General features: G+C 61.2%; 13 protein-coding genes. 10 read left to right on the forward strand and 3 right to left on the reverse strand.

What is annotated here, in order from left to right; translation table 11 throughout:
* The first annotated feature begins 111 nt into the window (after positions 1–111).
* The 4 genes from Q4Q11_RS07270 (at position 112) to Q4Q11_RS07285 (ending at position 4,854) form a co-directional block, all read left to right on the forward strand.
* Positions 112–1,134, forward strand: a complete 1,023-nt coding sequence (locus Q4Q11_RS07270) for a LacI family DNA-binding transcriptional regulator (RefSeq protein ID WP_498569077.1) — start codon at positions 112–114, stop codon at positions 1,132–1,134.
* Positions 1,135–1,174: 40 nt separating this feature from the next.
* Positions 1,175–3,031, forward strand: coding sequence for a DUF2264 domain-containing protein (locus tag Q4Q11_RS07275; RefSeq protein ID WP_498569078.1), 1,857 nt, complete (start codon positions 1,175–1,177; stop codon positions 3,029–3,031).
* Positions 3,028–4,053 carry a hydroxyacid dehydrogenase gene (locus Q4Q11_RS07280; protein ID WP_498569079.1) on the forward strand — a complete coding sequence of 342 codons (1,026 nt, stop codon included), beginning with the start codon at positions 3,028–3,030 and terminating at the stop codon, positions 4,051–4,053. The genes Q4Q11_RS07275 and Q4Q11_RS07280 overlap by 4 nt, the downstream gene beginning before the upstream one ends.
* A gap of 213 nt (positions 4,054–4,266) precedes the next feature.
* On the forward strand, positions 4,267–4,854 hold the full coding sequence (locus tag Q4Q11_RS07285) for a transglycosylase SLT domain-containing protein (protein WP_112504788.1): 588 nt from the start codon (positions 4,267–4,269) through the stop codon (positions 4,852–4,854).
* Between the two features lie 159 nt (positions 4,855–5,013).
* On the opposite strand, the gene Q4Q11_RS07290 is transcribed toward Q4Q11_RS07285, so the two are convergent.
* The 3 genes from Q4Q11_RS07290 to Q4Q11_RS07300 all read right to left on the reverse strand — a co-directional run bounded on the left by Q4Q11_RS07290 (position 5,014) and on the right by Q4Q11_RS07300 (position 8,908).
* Positions 5,014–6,276 (reverse strand): Gfo/Idh/MocA family protein, encoded by a 1,263-nt coding sequence (locus tag Q4Q11_RS07290; RefSeq protein ID WP_498569080.1) that lies wholly within the window; start codon positions 6,274–6,276, stop codon positions 5,014–5,016.
* An 87-nt stretch (positions 6,277–6,363) separates the two neighbouring features.
* Positions 6,364–7,785 (reverse strand): mandelate racemase, encoded by a 1,422-nt coding sequence (locus Q4Q11_RS07295; RefSeq protein ID WP_498569081.1) that lies wholly within the window; start codon positions 7,783–7,785, stop codon positions 6,364–6,366.
* A gap of 427 nt (positions 7,786–8,212) precedes the next feature.
* Complete coding sequence (locus Q4Q11_RS07300; protein ID WP_498569082.1) at positions 8,213–8,908, reverse strand: TetR/AcrR family transcriptional regulator; 696 nt, start codon at positions 8,906–8,908, stop codon at positions 8,213–8,215.
* A gap of 180 nt (positions 8,909–9,088) precedes the next feature.
* Here Q4Q11_RS07300 and Q4Q11_RS07305 point away from each other — a divergent pair, with 180 nt between their 5' ends.
* From Q4Q11_RS07305 to Q4Q11_RS07330, 6 genes are all read left to right on the forward strand, one after another.
* A complete protein-coding gene (locus tag Q4Q11_RS07305; protein ID WP_498569083.1) occupies positions 9,089–10,372 on the forward strand; it encodes an ABC transporter substrate-binding protein in 1,284 nt (427 codons plus the stop codon).
* 61 nt (positions 10,373–10,433) lie between these two features.
* The gene (locus Q4Q11_RS07310; RefSeq protein ID WP_498569105.1) at positions 10,434–11,345 is read left to right on the forward strand and encodes a carbohydrate ABC transporter permease; all 912 of its coding nucleotides are present in this window, start codon (positions 10,434–10,436) and stop codon (positions 11,343–11,345) included.
* Positions 11,338–12,222 carry a carbohydrate ABC transporter permease gene (locus Q4Q11_RS07315; RefSeq protein WP_112504802.1) on the forward strand — a complete coding sequence of 295 codons (885 nt, stop codon included), beginning with the start codon at positions 11,338–11,340 and terminating at the stop codon, positions 12,220–12,222. The genes Q4Q11_RS07310 and Q4Q11_RS07315 overlap by 8 nt, the downstream gene beginning before the upstream one ends.
* 73 nt (positions 12,223–12,295) lie before the next feature.
* The gene (locus Q4Q11_RS07320; RefSeq protein ID WP_498569084.1) at positions 12,296–13,321 is read left to right on the forward strand and encodes a Gfo/Idh/MocA family protein; all 1,026 of its coding nucleotides are present in this window, start codon (positions 12,296–12,298) and stop codon (positions 13,319–13,321) included.
* A 7-nt stretch (positions 13,322–13,328) separates the two neighbouring features.
* Positions 13,329–14,399 carry a Gfo/Idh/MocA family protein gene (locus Q4Q11_RS07325; RefSeq protein ID WP_498569085.1) on the forward strand — a complete coding sequence of 357 codons (1,071 nt, stop codon included), beginning with the start codon at positions 13,329–13,331 and terminating at the stop codon, positions 14,397–14,399.
* A 44-nt stretch (positions 14,400–14,443) separates the two neighbouring features.
* A complete protein-coding gene (locus Q4Q11_RS07330) occupies positions 14,444–15,523 on the forward strand; it encodes a sn-glycerol-3-phosphate ABC transporter ATP-binding protein UgpC (RefSeq protein ID WP_113215046.1) in 1,080 nt (359 codons plus the stop codon).
* Positions 15,524–15,656 lie beyond the last annotated feature (133 nt).

Below are 15,656 nucleotides of genomic sequence, written 5' to 3' on the forward strand. Positions count from 1 at the left end.
TCCCCGACGCCTTTTGCGGATGAAGCAAGGTGAGGATATGCAACTTCATTGCACTGTGCAATAAAAAATCTTTCTGTTGCAAATTTGCGTAATTTTGCATAATTTTGCGACATGAACGATATTCGCTCCAAACGCATCCGACAGGCCGATATTGCAACCGCCGCCGGCGTCTCCGTTTCCACGGTGTCGCGGGTTCTTACCAATGAGCCCGGCATCAGCGAGACGATCCGCCAGCACATCTTCAAGGTGGCAAGCGATCTCGGCTATCCGCTGAAGACGGCGGCCGAGACGACATCAGGCGCCTTGGCGCTGATTGCCAGCGACAGCGTCACCGGCGGCCTCAGCGTTTTCTACGAGGGCATACTGGAAGGCTTGCGCGCCGGCGCCGCCGGGCGCGGCATGCGCTTCGATATCCGCCTCGTCCGCGAGGCGAGGACGGAGCCGGAGCTGGTGAAGGAATATCTGCAGACGGCCGGCGCCGATGGTCTCTTTCTGGTCGGTATCGATCCTTCGGAAGAGCTGTGCCGATGGCTTGAGACGAGCGGCACGCCGACCGTGCTTGTCAACGGCACCGACCCGAAGCTGCGTTTCGACGGCGTTTCCCCCTCGAATTTCTTCGGCGCTTATAATGCAACCCGGCGCCTGCTCGACGCCGGCCATCGCCACATCCTGCATCTGACCGGCTCTCATCGCCAGACGATCCGCGAACGCATCCGCGGTTTCGAGGCGGCGATCGCTTCGGTGGAAGGTGCGCAAGGCCGCATCGTGCCGATGAATTTCCGCGGCAGTTCCAGTCAGGAGGCGCATGACACGACCGCGGCAATCCTGGCCGCAGGCGAAGGCTACACCGCCGCTTTCTGCATGAACGATTTCATCGCCGTCGGCGTGCTCGACGCCGTCACAGAGGCCGGCCTGCGGGTGCCGGACGATTTCGCCATCGTCGGCTTCGACGATCTCCCCTGTGCCCTGATGACCAACCCCCGGCTTGCGACGATGCGCGTGGACCGCGCCGCCCTTGGCCGCGAAGCGATCGGGCTGATGATCTCTCGCTTCCGCGATCGCGATGCGCCGGCCCGCCAGATCTGCCACGGCGTTCCACCGATCGCCGGCGGCACGCTACCACCCGAACCCTGAGCCCAATCCCGCCGCGGAAACGATCGAGAAAGCCGAACCGATGATCTATGACCCCGCCAGCTCCAATCCGCTCGCCGGCAACAAACTTGCAAACCTCGACGACATGCGCCGAGCGCTGATCGACCTCTTCGATCCGCTGCTGCCCTATTTCTCGCAAGGCAATGCCCGCGTCCGCATCGATGCTACCGGCGCGCATTTCGACCGCACGGCCGCCGATCTCGAAGGCTTTGCCCGCCCGCTCTGGGGCCTTGCGCCGCTCGGCGCCGGCAGTGGGGACTTCCGCCATTGGGATCGCTACGCCGAGGGTCTCGCCAATGGCGTCGACCCGAAGCATCCGGAATATTGGGGCACGGTCAACGGCCGCGACCAGCGCATGGTCGAGCTTGCAGCTCTCGGATTCGCGCTCGCCCTCGTGCCCGAAAAGATCTGGGAGCCGCTCGATCAGCGCGCGCGCGACAATCTCGTCACCTATCTCAAGCACGCCCGCACCTTCGATTACGCCGACAACAACTGGAAATTCTTCCGCATCTTCGTCGATATCGCGCTCGACCGGCTCGGCGCCTCTTTCGACCGCAGCCTGACGGAAACCTATCTGAGCGAACTGGACGGCTTCTACATCGGCGATGGCTGGTATCGCGACGGCAATATCAGGCGCATCGACCACTACATTCCCTTCGCCATGCATTTCTATGGGCTCATCTATTCCAAGCTCGTCGATGACGACCGCGCCGAGCGCTACCGCGAGCGCGCAATCCTCTTCGCCAGGGATTTTCGCCATTGGTTCGCGCCCGATGGCGCCACCATCCCCTTCGGCCGAAGCCTCACCTACCGCTTCGCCTGCGCCGGCTTCTGGTCGGCGCTCGCCTTTGCCGACGTCGAGGCGCTGCCATGGGGCGAGATCAAGGGCCTGTGCCTCCGGCATCTGCGCTGGTGGGCCGACAAGCCGATCGCCCATCGCGACGGCACCCTGCCGATCGGCTTTGCCTATCCCAATCTGCTGATGTCTGAAAACTACAATTCCGCCGGCTCGCCCTATTGGGCCTTCAAAGCATTCTTGCCCTTGGCGCTTCCCGAGACACATCCATTCTGGGCAGCGGAAGAAAAGGCGCCAGAAAATGAGCCGGCTATCGCCCCGCAAAAGCATCCCGGCATGGTCCTGATGCGCAGCAAGGCCGATGTCGTTGCGCTCTCCTCCGGCCAGGAAAACCAGCAGATGCGCTTCGGCGCGGAAAAATACTCGAAATTCGCCTATTCCGCCCGCTACGGCTTCAGCGTCGAAAGCGATGAGCGCATTTTTGCCGGCGGCGCCTTCGACAGCATGCTTGCCTTCAGCGACGACGGTCTGCACTACCGCGTGCGCGAAACCAACGAGGAGGCCAAGCTCGCTGGCGATACGCTCTATGCCAAATGGTCGCCCTATCCGGATGTAACCGTCGAGACGTGGCTCGTGCCGGCCTCGCCCTGGCATATCCGACTGCACAAGATCGCCACGCCACGGCCGCTGCAGACGGCCGAAGGCGGTTTTGCCATAGCGCGGCGGGATTTCGAAGCCGACACACTCTCATCCAAAGCCGGTGCCGCCTATGCAATCGGCCAAGAGGATTTCAGCGGCATTCTCGATCTGGGTTCGACGATCAAGCGCGAAGGCATAGCGCAGAAAGCGCCGCCGAATACCAATCTCATCGCCTCGAAAACCCTGGTGCCGCAACTGCGCGGCACGATCCCGGCAGGCGAGACCATTCTCGTCTCTGCCGTGCTTGCGGAGAAAGATATCACGGCCGTCGATCACGCTTGGAGCAGACCGCCGGCCAAACCCGATATCAATGCCCTGCGCGCCCTTGTCCAGACCAAGGGCGTCACAGTCAGCGCCATCGAAGCGCCGGGTCGCCTGCCATGACGCAATTTGCCTCCGGCCGGCCGGCCATTGCCTTTGCCATGCAGCCGTCGCGCACGCAGCACGTCCTACCGGAGGCGCTCGTCCAGCGCCTTGGGGCGATCGGCCGCGTGCTCGATGACGAACCGATGCAAAGCTTCGACGACGAGCGCGCGGCAAGGCTCCTGGCAGAGACCGAAATCCTGATCACGGGCTGGGGCGCTCCGACGCTCGATGCTGCGGCACTGGCTCGCGCGCCGCATCTGAAACTGGTCGTCCACGCCGCCGGCACGGTGAAAGGCCTGCTCGGGGACAGCCTCTTCGATCGCGGCATATCGGTCAGTCACGCCGCGCAGGCCAATGCCCTGCCGGTTGCCGAATTTACGCTTGCCGCCATCATCTTCGCCGGCAAGAAGGTCTTTCGGTTCCGCGATTTCTACGTTGCCGACCGCAATCGTGCGCGAACGCTGACGATGCAGGCCGAAGCCATCGGCAATTATCGCCGCACCGTCGGCATCATCGGAGCCTCGCGGATCGGCCGCAGGGTAATCGGGCTTCTGGCGCCCTTCGACTATCGCATCCTGCTCTACGATCCCATGGTCGGCGATGCGGAAGCCGCCCGGATGCGCGTCGAGAAAACCGAGCTGGATGCCTTGATGGCATCGGCCGACATCGTTTCGCTGCATGCGCCGTCCCTGCCTGCGACGCGGCACATGATCGATGCGCACCGCCTCTCGCTGATGAAGGAGGGAGCGACCTTCATCAATACGGCTCGCGGCGCGCTGGTCGATGAAACAGCCCTGATCGAGACGCTGAAGACCGGCCGGATCGATGCGATCATCGATGTCACCGACCCGGAAATTCCGGAGGCGGCGTCCGCCTTCTACGATTTGCCGAATGTCTTCCTGACACCGCATATTGCCGGTGCCGTCGGGCTGGAGCGGACCCGCCTCGGCGAAATGGCGGTCGACGAAGCCATCCGCTTCATCCAAGGCAAGCCGCTGCTCTATGAAATCCGCCGCGAGGACATGGCGCGCATGGCATGACGCGCCGCAGCAGGCTCATGAAAACTCCCTGAAATCGCCCCATTTCGGCACAGGCGAACAACCCGTTTTTAATCATTCCGCGCTAGCAATCTCTTTGCGCATGGCCTCCGAAATTTCGGTTGCGGATTTTTGGAAGGGACGCGCACCAAAAGGTTGTTGCTGCGACCCTCACGCCGCCGGAACGCGTGACGCAGCAATGAAGAGGTTCTAGTAATGCGTACTCGCGTCCTTTCCATTCTGGCCGTAATGCTGCTCGGCGTATTGGCGGGCTGTGCGACCGCCCCCCGCCATACCCGAAACATCTGCGCGATCTTCGACCAGCGCGACGGCTGGTTCAACAACTGGCAGCGAGCTGCCGACCGCACGCAACGCAAATATGGCGTGCCCGTGCCGATCCTGATGGCGACCATCTACACGGAATCCGGCTTCCGTCCGCGTGCCCGCCCGCCGAGACGCTATTTGCTCGGCTTCATTCCCTGGAAGCGCCCGACGACGGCCTATGGCTACTCGCAGGCACTCGACGGCACCTGGGACAAATACAAGCGCGAGACGGGCAACTGGGGCGCTAGCCGCACCGACTTTGCCGACGCCATCGATTTCGTCGGCTGGTATCACTACCAGACGCACCTGCAGACCGGCATTCCGCTGAACGATTCCTACGATCTCTATCTCGCCTACTACTCAGGTCCCAAGGGCTATCTGCAAGGATCGTGGCGCGGCAACGGCACGGCATTGGCAGGTGCCAAGCGCTTTAACGGCATGACAAGAATCTACGCGCAGCAGCTTCCGAGCTGCAGCTGATCCCGATGGCTGTTCAGGATGGAACTTCCCGAAGATTGATGAGCCCTGGCTTTAGCGGAGCGCCGAAAAGTGTCTTGGGATTTCGGCAACATCTCGCTAACTTTTTGATTTAGAAACGGATTCAGATTTCAGGTCGATTCGGCCTGAAATCATCCGGTTCTAGGGCCGCGGCTCCAAAAGATTCAAGCCGCCATCCTCGCCCCAGATATCGGCAATCGACACCTGCTGGCCCGTACGGCTGCTCTGCAGGGCCGCGATGCCGCACAGGACCGACATTGCCCCCGCCCTCGAACCGGCCCGCTGCTTGAGCTCATCGTTCGGCCCCGAGCGCAGCAGCATGTTGCGCAGCCGGTCGTCGCCGCCATAATGGCCGCCGGACGAATGCGGCACCCATATGCGCTCGACATCGCCGAAATTCCTCATCACGACGATCTCGTCGGCCGGTGGCGTCGTCCAGTTCTGCTTTTCATATTGGCGCAGCTCAATGCGGCCCTTGTGGCCGTTGAAGGCAATGTGATGCCCCTCGATCGGCATGTAGGTATTAAGGGAATAGGAGACGTTGACGCCGTTGCGATAGCGGATGGAGGCGACCATGGTGTCGTAGATGTCGATATCCTCGCGGAAGACGCAGGCATCGCGCACATAGCCGTCGACGGCCGAAGGATCTTCATAGAGACTTTCGAGCAGCGGCGTTGCGCTGATGTCGAGATAATAGTCGCACTCCTCCTTGTAACGGCAGGTGCGACAGCGCTCGCCGCGGAAGGGACCCTTGCGGCCGTAATGCTTGAGATCGGCAAAGGCTGCGACCTCTTCGGGATCGGAATCCAGATACCAGTTCAGAAGATCGAAATGATGCGTCGCCTTATGAACGAAGAGGCTGCCGGAATTCTCGGCATAAGCATGCCAGCGGCGGAAGTAATCGGCACCATGGCTGGTGTCGAGATACCAGTGGAAATCAACCGAGGTTACGTCGCCGATGACGCCGGAATTGATCAGCTCCTTGATCTTCGCCGAAGTCGGCGCGAATCGGTAGTTGAAGGAGATGTCCAGCCGCCTGCCGGTGCGCGCCTCGGCATTCAGAATGCGCTTGATCTTGTCGACCGTCGTCGTCATCGGCTTCTCGCTGATGACATCGGCGCCGGCCTCCATCGCCTTGACGATCAGATCGTCATGGGTGGAATCGCGGGTGCAGACAATGACGAGATCCGGCTTTTCCGTCCGCAGCAATTCGTCAAAATCGGTATAAACCGGCACCGATGCGCCGATATAATCAAGCGCCCGCTTCGCCCGCATGGCATTGAGATCGCAGACGGCCACGAGCTCGACCTCATTGCCCCAGCGCTCGACCAGATCCTTGCCCCACATGGTCGCGCCGCGGTTTCCCGTGCCGACCAGAACGTAGCGTTTCTTCGATGACTGCATCTGCTCCTCCACAATCTGCAAACAGCGATGATGAGGCCTCGGTGGCCTTCATTTACTTCGCAAAGGCCCATAACCTTGACCGAAATCCTAAGCCGGCGACCTCTCCATTACAGCCCAATCCGGCTCGACCGAAGAGCCGAGGCCAATCGCATTGATGACCGAGCCGATCGCAAGCTGCCCCGCCTCGATCCGAAGCCGCGTGCGGCCATTGCTGACGCGATAGAGATCGGAATGCGCTTCGGCGAAAGCCGCCTGCTCCACCTCCGGCGCACCGGCCATGCCGTCGACATAGTGGTGGCCGTTGCGTTCGATATGCGTCATGCCGATGAGCGATGCGAGCGCCAGATCCTGCTGCACCGCAAGGCCTCCTTGTGTCGTCAGATCCTCCGCCGACATGAAATATGAGATACTGTCCTCAGCGCTCCATTTGGCGACGCGCGCCCGATTCAATAGCGAGCGATAGAAACCCTTGCAGGATTTCGAGGATATGCCGGTATAGCCCAGCCCCCTCGCCGTGACGAAGGCATCGATGTCGGCATCGGATTCGTCGATCTCCACCGGTTTGAAGGCGGCCAGCGCTTTCACCGCCTTCTCGAAAGCATGGGCGCGGGCAATCGGCTGCTCGACGAACAGGATCGAAGAGGCAAAACGTGCAAGCCTCGGCTCCTCCTTCACGCGGGAAAGCAGATCGGCGACCGCCTCAGCGGACGAAAATTGCTCGTTTCCGTCAAGCGTCACCGAGTAGTTGGACACCTTGGCATCGATGACGCCTGCGACGCGGCAAAGGCGGTCGATATCGGCCTCGGGTGCACCCGAAACCTTGACCTTGAAGAAGGTCAGGCCATAGGCGTCGATCGCCTCTTCGAAACTCTCCGGCAGACCGTCGTTCAACCGCTCGCTTGCCGGGATATCTCCGGGCACGATGGCATCGACCAGACCCACGGTGTGCCGGGCGGCAAGGTTTGCCGCTGGTTGCAAGGTCGCAAGGAAACCAGAGAGATCGAAGCCTGCGAGGTCGCGCGCCGTGGAAGCATCGATACCGGGGCGGTTGGCGTTGATCGCCTGCGCAACGCTCAGCACCTCCAGCCTGCAGAGCGCATCGAGGATCGCCCGATTGGCAACGGCCAGACCAAATGAGGCAACCAGCCCGTTCAGCCTTTCAGCCGCTGCCCGGGCATGATGCGAGGCTTCGACAGTCGCATGCAGTCCGAAAGCCGTTCCCGACCCGGCATTCCTCAGCGCATCGAGTGCCAGCGCCAGCGACCGGCGCAGCTGGCTTTCATTGTCGGCATTGGAAAGCTCGGGCGATTTGTCGAACCATTTCGGCACCATCAGCTCCGCCGCCATCCCCTCGGCCGAACGTCCCCGCGCATCCTCGATGCGTACCCGCAGAAAAATCTGCCGCGCCTCCCGCAAAGTCGCCGCCCCGAAACGGAAGGGAAGCCGCAGCTTGACAGGACGCTCGAATGTTTCGGCCTCGACAAGCCTGATTTTCAATGGATCGGTCATGACGTTAGGCGGCTCCTGTGATTGTCAGGCAAGTCTATTCGTGTACGCATTGCGTTGCATGACCCCTCACCCCAACCCTCTCCCCGCAGGCGGGCAGAGGGAGTCTTCCAGCCTATATCCAGCTCGAAATAGGGATAGCGAGTTGGCTTGCTCTGTCGCCCCCTCTCCCCGTTACAACGGGAGAGGGCTGGGGTGAGGGGCCATTCGTTCCTTGCGGAAGCAGTTCTTCAAATCTCCGCCCACGTCGCATTGCAGCGACAGGCTCACGGTATTTCCTCCATGCCTGTTCCCTCCAGAATCAGGAAAAGCAAAAGCTTGGCCGGCCAAGCAATGTAACCATATGGTTACAAGATCGCGCGTTACTTCCAGACTTGTCAATCGCCTTTTGAAAATTTCTCGAAAGCTTCGAAGCGTGTTTCCAACGCGCCTATACCCGGATCGAAGCAAGCGCGACGGCAACGATATGTTCGCCCCAGGCATTGAGTGCATCCGGCGCCGTCAGCTTGCGAGCAAAAATCGTCGACAGCGTATGTCGGTTCGACAGATAGAAGAAGCCGAGCGCCGCGATCGTGAGATAGACGGAAATGGGATCGATCGCCGGGCGGAAAATGCCGAGCGCCTCGCCGCGGCGCAGCACATCGGAAAGCTCGTCGATCAGATGCGAATGCATGGCCGAGACTTTGTCGGACCGCCGCAGATAATGCGCCTGATGCAGGTTTTCGGTGGCAAGCAGGCTCAAAAACTCAGGATGCGCGATAAAATGCCGCCAGGTAAACATGGCAAGCTCCCGTATCCCCTCCTCCGGATCGCGATGCGCAAGATCCAGCTGCTTTTCAGCATTGCGGATCGTCGCATAGCTCGCTTCCAGCACGGCGAGATAGAGCCCCTCTTTGTCGCCGAAGTAGTGGTAGAGCATCCGCTTGTTGGTCTGCGCGCGCGCTGCGATCCCATCCACTCGGGCACCGCCGAAGCCGTGTGCGGCAAATTCCTCCGTCGCCGCGTCGAGGATCGTGGCATGGGTGCGCTGCGGATTGCGCGACGCTTTTCTCGACCGCTTGCCCATGGCCTTGCCGGCGTCCGCTTGTGCTTTATTTTCAGTCTCTTGTCTCGCCCTGCCTACCATGGACGATCTCCTTCGGAACGGTAGCATTAGCGGCGGATGCTGCCGGTTCCGGCATGCATCGTTTTGATTGTCGCACGATTGGCGCTTGACAGCGGTCGCGTTTCTATCCAACTTGTAACCAAATAGTTATATCATGCAAAGCAGTTCGTAAATCATCGGTTCGCTGGGGAGGAGACCAGGATGACGTTGACGATCGACCGCCGGCAGTTGCTTGGCGGCATGGCAGCCACACTCGCTTTCAGCAGTATCGGACTTTCCCGCGCCAATGCGGCGACCGCGATGCGCCTTCTTTGGTGGGGGTCGAAGGAACGCAGCGATCGTACGTTTGCGGCGGTAAAGGCCTATCAGGCCAAAAACCCGGATGTCACCATCGCCGGTGAATCCTTCGGCTGGGACAGCTATTGGACGCGCCTCGCCACCCAGACCGGCGGCGGCAACGCTCCCGATCTCATCCAGATGGATTATCGCTACATCTTCGAATATGCCCGCCGCGGTGCATTGCTCGACATGACGCCCTATCTCGGCAAGAGCCTGAAGATCGAGGATTTCGGCCCTGCCAACATCGATTCCGGCAAGGTCGACAACAAGATCTACGGCGTCAGCCTCGGCGTGAACTCCTCGATGGTCGTCGTCAATACGGCCGCCTGGAACGAAGCCGGCGTCGAGCCGCCGCAAGACGGCATGACATGGGAACAGCTCGGCGATGCCTGCGCCAAGGTCACGGCCGCCAAGAAACGCCGCGGCTTCTACGGCACTGCGGATGCAAGCGGCGGCGAGCCGGCTTTCGAATGCTGGCTGCGCCAGCGCGGCAAGGCGCTCTATACCGGCGACGGTAAGCTGGCCTTCGAGGCCAAGGACGCGACCGAATGGTTCGATTTCTGGGGCCATATGCGCAAGATCGGTGCCTGCGTCCCCGCCGATGCACAGGCACTCGACCAGCAGACCCTCGAGACCGACATGCTCGTGACCAAGAAGGCAGCCGTCAGCTACGCCCATTCCAACCAGTTCGTCGCCATTCAGGGCCTTGTCAAGGAAAAGATCGACCTCATCGCCTATCCCAGCAATCCGGGCAGCAAGCCCGGCCAGTATCTGAAGCCGTCGATGCTGATGTCGGTTTCGGCAACGTCCCAGAATAAGGACGCCGCCGTCGCCTTCGTCAATTATCTGGTGGAGGATCCGGAAGGCACAAAGACGCTTGGCGTCGAGCGCGGCGTTCCCGCCTCGCCGAAAATCCGTGATCTGCTGACGCCCGCTCTGGATGAGACGAGCAAGAAGGTGGTCGACTACATCGGCCGGTTGACGCCGCATGTCGGCGCACTGCCGCCGTCTCCGCCGAACGGCGCGGGCGAAAATGCATTCCTGCTGAAGAAGATCGCCGAGGAAGTGGCCTTCGGCAAAACCAGCGCGCAGGACGCTGGCGCGAAGTTCACCGAACAGGCAGCAGCAAACATTACGCGAGGCTGACACCGTGGGTACAAACAGCAAGAGCGTTGCCGGCGGCTTGGCCGTCGGCGAGCGCGCGCCGCTGCGCGTGGAAACCACCTATAAGGCGCCGAGCGCATTCGCGCGCAACGCACCCGGCTATCTCTTCCTTCTGCCGTGGTTCATCGGCTTCTTCGGACTGACCCTCGGGCCGGCGATCGCCTCGCTCTATCTCTCCTTCACCGACTACAATCTGCTGCAGTCGCCGAACCTCGTCGGCATCGACAATTACGTGCGGATTGCAACGGCTGACGACAAGTTCCTGTCATCGATGAAGGTGACGCTGTTCTACGTCGTCTGTTCCGTGCCCTTAAAGCTCGCCTTCGCGCTGCTGGTGGCGCTGCTGCTCAACCGCGGCATCAAGGGCCTGCCGGTCTATCGCGCCATCTTCTACCTGCCGTCGCTGCTCGGCTCCAGCGTCGCGATCGCCGTGCTCTGGCGGCAGATTTTCGATGCCGATGGCATCGTCAACACCCTGCTCTGGTACGCCTTCGGCATCAACGGGCCGAGCTGGATCTCCAATCCCGACTATTCACTCTACACGCTTGTCATTCTTGCCATCTGGCAGTTCGGCTCGCCGATGATCATTTTCCTCGCCGGCCTGCGCCAGATCCCGACCGATCTCTACGAAGCCGCCAGCCTCGACGGTGCCTCCAAGGCAAGGATCTTTTTCAAGATCACCCTGCCGCTGCTGACGCCCGTGATCTTCTTCAACGCCGTGGTCCAGACGATCGACGCCTTCAAGGCCTTCACGCCGGCCTATGTGATTTCCTCCGGCACCGGCGGCCCGATCGATTCGACGCTGTTCTACACGCTCTATCTCTACCAGGAAGCCTTCGGTTATTTCCGCATGGGCTACGCCTCGGCGCTTGCCTGGGTCCTGGTGATCATCATCGCGATCTTCACCGCCTTCTCCTTCCTCTCCGCTCGTTATTGGGTCCACTACGATGACTGACGCGAAGCTCACTCATTTTGCCGAGGATATGAAGCCGCCGCGCGAGCGCCCGTGGTACCTCTCCGTCCTCATTCACGTCGCTCTCGTCGCAGCGTCGATCGTGATGCTCTATCCGCTGCTATGGATGCTTTCCGGCTCGATCAAGGACCAGAACGAGATCTTCGGCACGGCATCGCTGATCCCGTCACACTTCGATTTCAGCGCCTATGCCCGCGGCTGGTTCGGCGGCCAGGTCACCTTCGGCAAATTCGTCTGGAATTCGGCCGTCATCGCCGTGCTTTCGGTCATCGGCAACGTCATCTCCTGCTCGCTGGCGGCTTACGCCTTCGCGCGTCTGAATTTCTGGGGCAAGAATTTCTGGTTCGCTCTGATGCTCGGCACGCTGATGCTGCCCTATCACGTCACGCTGATCCCGCAATATATCCTCTTTCTGAAGCTCGGCTGGGTGAAGACCATGCTGCCGCTTGTGGTGCCGAAATTCCTCGCGGTCGATGCCTTCTTCATTTTCCTGATGGTGCAATTCTTCCGCGGCATTCCGCGCGAGCTCGACGAGGCCGCGATGATGGACGGATGCAGCCCCTGGCGCATCTACTGGCGCATCATGCTGCCGCTGTCGCTTCCCGTTCTGGCGACGGCGGCCATCTTCTCCTTCATCTGGACCTGGGACGATTTCTTCGGGCCGCTGATCTATCTCTCCGACATCAATACCTACACGGTGCAGCTCGGCTTGCGTTCCTTCGTGGATTCCACCGGAAGTTCCGACTGGAGCAGCCTGTTCGCCATGTCGAGCCTGTCGCTGATCCCGGTCTTCCTGATCTTCCTCTTCTTCCAGAGGCTGCTGATCGACGGCATCGCGACCGCCGGCCTCAAACGCTGATTATGAACCCATGGTCCCGAATGCCCAAGGTTCGGGGCCATAAACAAAGAAACCCACTGAAAGGAAATGTCGCATGAGCGCGCTGCGCTTTGCCGCCATCGGCCTCAATCACGATCATATCTACGGTCAGGTCAACGTCATGCTGCGGGCCGGCGCCGAACTTGTCGCCTTCCATGCGGTGGAGGACGATCTCGCCGCCGTCTTCGCCGGGCGTTTTCCGCAAGCACGGCGCGTTGCCGATAAAAGGGAAATCCTCGAGGATAGTTCCATCGCGCTGATCGTCAGCGCCGCGATTTCCAACGAGCGCGCCGGCCTTGCCATCGAGGCTATGCGCCACGGCAAGGACGTGATGCTCGACAAGCCCGGCATGGTGACGCTGGATCAGCTCGCTGAGGTCAAAAAGGTGCAGGCCGAGACCAAGCGCATCGTCTCCATTCTCTATTCCGAGCATTTCGAGACGGCATCGACGGTCAAGGCCGGCGAGCTGGTGAAGGCCGGCGCCATCGGCAAAGTCATCCACACGACAGGTCTCGGCCCGCACCGGCTGCGCAAGCCGACCCGGCCGGACTGGTTCTTCGACCGCAAGCGCTATGGCGGCATCATCACCGACATCGCCTCGCATCAATGCGAGCAGTTCCTGTTCTTTGCAGATTCGCTGGAAGCAGAGGTCTTGTCGGCCACAGTGTCCAATCGCGCCAATCCGGAAACGCCCGGCCTGCAGGACTATGGCGATTTCCATGTGAGAACGCCCGACGTCACCGGCTATGTCCGCGTCGATTGGTTCACGCCGGACGGGCTTTCCACCTGGGGCGACGGCCGCTTGTTCATCGTCGGCACAGAAGGAACGATCGAGCTGCGCAAATATATCGACGTCGCCGGCCGGCCCGGCACCGACCATCTCTTCCTCACCGACCGCAAGGGCATGCAGCATATCGATTGCAGCGGAGTGGAGCTGCCCTATGGCCGCCAGCTTGCCGCCGACATAAGAGACCGCACCGAAACGGCGATGGGCCAGGAACATTGCTTCAAGGCCATGGAGCTGGCGCTGAAGGCGCAGGCGCTCGCCGAAGCAACATCGCTCAAGAACATTCAAAGGTAATTGCGTCATGTCCGACATCAAGAAAGTCGCGATCATCGGCCTCGGCATCGGCCGCTCCCACATTACGGAAGGCTACCTGCCTCACTCTGATCGCTACGAAGTGGCCGTTCTCTGCGATCTCAACGAGGAGCGCCTGAACGCGGTCGGCGACGAATTCGGCATCGCGAGACGCCTCAAGGATTTCTCGGAAGTCCTCAACATGCCCGATATCGACATCATCGACATCTGCACGCCGCCCGGCTCGCATTTCCAGCTGATCATGCAGGCGCTTGCGGCCGGCAAGCATGTCGTCTGCGAAAAGCCGCTTGTGGGATCGCTCGCCGATGTCGATGCCGTCATCGCGGCCGAAAAGACGGCCAAGGGCCGGCTGATGCCGATCTTCCAGTATCGCTATGGCGACGGCATCCAGAAGGCGAAGCGCATCATCGCTTCAGGCATTGCCGGCAAGCCCTATGTCGCCACGTCGGAGACGCATTGGGTGCGCGGCGCCGACTATTATGCAATCCCCTGGCGCGGCAAATGGGATACCGAGCTTGGCGGCGTCCTCATGACCCACTCCATCCACCTCCATGACATGCTGACCTATCTGATGGGGCCGATATCAGGCCTCTTCGGCCGCGTCGCCACGCGCGTCAATGACATCGAAGTGGAGGATTGCGCCAGCGCCAGCCTGCTTATGGAAAACGGCGCGCTCGCCACCATCAGCGCCACGCTCGGCTCGCAGGAGCAGATCAGCCGCCTCCGCCTCGCCTTCGAAAACGTTCTGATCGAAAGCAACCACGAGCCCTACAGCCCCGGCCAGGACCCCTGGAAAATCGTTCCCGCCAATGACGAGATCGGCGCCAAAATCGATGCGCTGCTCGCCAACTGGTCGCCGATCCCCAACCGCTTCAACACGCAGATGCGCCTGTTCCACGAAGCGCTGGTCTCGGGCGGACCGCTGCCGGTGACCACAGCCGATGCCCGCCAGGCGCTGGAGCTGGTCACGGCCTTCTATGAATCGTCGGAAACCCGCACCGAAGTTCGCTTCCCTGTGGGGCCGGAAGCCAAGAAATATAGGAGCTGGAGGCCGTCATGAACGTTGCCCCGCGAGCCATCAGGACCAACAAGGAGGGAGCGCCCATGGCGACAAGCGTATCGCTGCAGAAGGTTATCAAGCGCTATGGCGAGCTTCAGGTGGTTCACGGGATCGACCTTGAAATCGAGCCGGGAGAATTCACTGTCTTCGTCGGCCCTTCCGGCTGCGGCAAGTCCACGCTCCTGCGCATGATCGCCGGGCTGGAGCCGATTTCCGGCGGCGGGCTCTATCTCGACGGCAGCCGCATGAACGATGTCCCCGCCTCCAAGCGTGGCATCGCCATGGTCTTCCAGTCTTATGCGCTCTATCCGCATATGACCGTCTACAAGAACCTCGCCTTCGGCCTCGAAACCGCCGGCATGAAGAAGCAGGACATCCAGCCGCGTGTCGAAAAGGCCGCCGAAATCCTGCAGATCAAGCAGCTGCTGCAGCGCAAGCCGAAGCAGCTGTCCGGCGGCCAGCGCCAGCGCGTCGCCATCGGCCGCGCCATCGTGCGCGAACCCAACATCTTCCTCTTCGACGAACCGCTCTCGAACCTCGACGCCGAACTGCGCGTGCAGATGCGTGTCGAGATCGCCCGGCTGCACCAGCGCCTCGGCAACACCATGATCTACGTCACCCACGACCAGACGGAGGCCATGACCATGGCCGACAAGATCGTCGTACTCAATGGCGGCCGCATCGAGCAGGTCGGCGCGCCGCTCGACCTCTACAACAAGCCGAAGAACAAGTTCGTCGCCGGCTTCATCGGCTCGCCGAAAATGAACTTCCTCGACGCAAAGATCGTCGCCTCCGACGACGGCTCCGCCGTCATCGATCTCGCCGGCCAGACAGTGCGCCTGCCGCGCCGGCTGGGCGGCCTGCAGCCTGGACAGCCCGTCACCCTCGGCGCCCGCCCAGAACATCTGAACGTCGGTGATCGCGGCGTATCGCTCGGCAATGCCCGTGTCGATCTTGTCGAACACCTCGGCGGCCAGACGATCCTCTACGTCACGCTGCATGGCGGCCAGGCACTGACGGTCGCGCTGGAAGACCAGCAGGCCATCCGCGCCGGCGAAACGGTCAGCATCCATATCGATCCCGAGCGTTGCCATTTGTTCGGGCCGGATGGGGTGACTTTGTAGGAGCATGTTGATGCAGGTGGGGCCTATCTCGCCCCTGGCGGGCGAGAAAGTGAAAGCTTAGGATTAGGCGAGGGCTCGTCCTCGTCTAGTTCTTAGTTTTTACAAGAGCGGGGGTAGGCATGGACGCAATCAG

The sequence above is a fragment of the Rhizobium sp. UFLA01-1127 genome, from assembly GCF_059803845.1.

What these genes read in the sequence shown, in the direction of transcription:
- Q4Q11_RS07270 (WP_498569077.1), top strand. Translation starts at nt 112, where the DNA reads ATGAACGATATTCGCTCCAAACGCATCCGACAGGCCGATATTGCAACC.
- Q4Q11_RS07275 (WP_498569078.1), top strand. Translation starts at nt 1,175, where the DNA reads ATGATCTATGACCCCGCCAGCTCCAATCCGCTCGCCGGCAACAAACTT.
- Q4Q11_RS07280 (WP_498569079.1), top strand. Translation starts at nt 3,028, where the DNA reads ATGACGCAATTTGCCTCCGGCCGGCCGGCCATTGCCTTTGCCATGCAG.
- Q4Q11_RS07285 (WP_112504788.1), top strand. Translation starts at nt 4,267, where the DNA reads ATGCGTACTCGCGTCCTTTCCATTCTGGCCGTAATGCTGCTCGGCGTA.
- Q4Q11_RS07290 (WP_498569080.1), bottom strand. Translation starts at nt 6,276, where the DNA reads ATGCAGTCATCGAAGAAACGCTACGTTCTGGTCGGCACGGGAAACCGC.
- Q4Q11_RS07295 (WP_498569081.1), bottom strand. Translation starts at nt 7,785, where the DNA reads ATGACCGATCCATTGAAAATCAGGCTTGTCGAGGCCGAAACATTCGAG.
- Q4Q11_RS07300 (WP_498569082.1), bottom strand. Translation starts at nt 8,908, where the DNA reads ATGGTAGGCAGGGCGAGACAAGAGACTGAAAATAAAGCACAAGCGGAC.
- Q4Q11_RS07305 (WP_498569083.1), top strand. Translation starts at nt 9,089, where the DNA reads ATGACGTTGACGATCGACCGCCGGCAGTTGCTTGGCGGCATGGCAGCC.
- Q4Q11_RS07315 (WP_112504802.1), top strand. Translation starts at nt 11,338, where the DNA reads ATGACTGACGCGAAGCTCACTCATTTTGCCGAGGATATGAAGCCGCCG.
- Q4Q11_RS07320 (WP_498569084.1), top strand. Translation starts at nt 12,296, where the DNA reads ATGAGCGCGCTGCGCTTTGCCGCCATCGGCCTCAATCACGATCATATC.
- Q4Q11_RS07325 (WP_498569085.1), top strand. Translation starts at nt 13,329, where the DNA reads ATGTCCGACATCAAGAAAGTCGCGATCATCGGCCTCGGCATCGGCCGC.
- Q4Q11_RS07330 (WP_113215046.1), top strand. Translation starts at nt 14,444, where the DNA reads ATGGCGACAAGCGTATCGCTGCAGAAGGTTATCAAGCGCTATGGCGAG.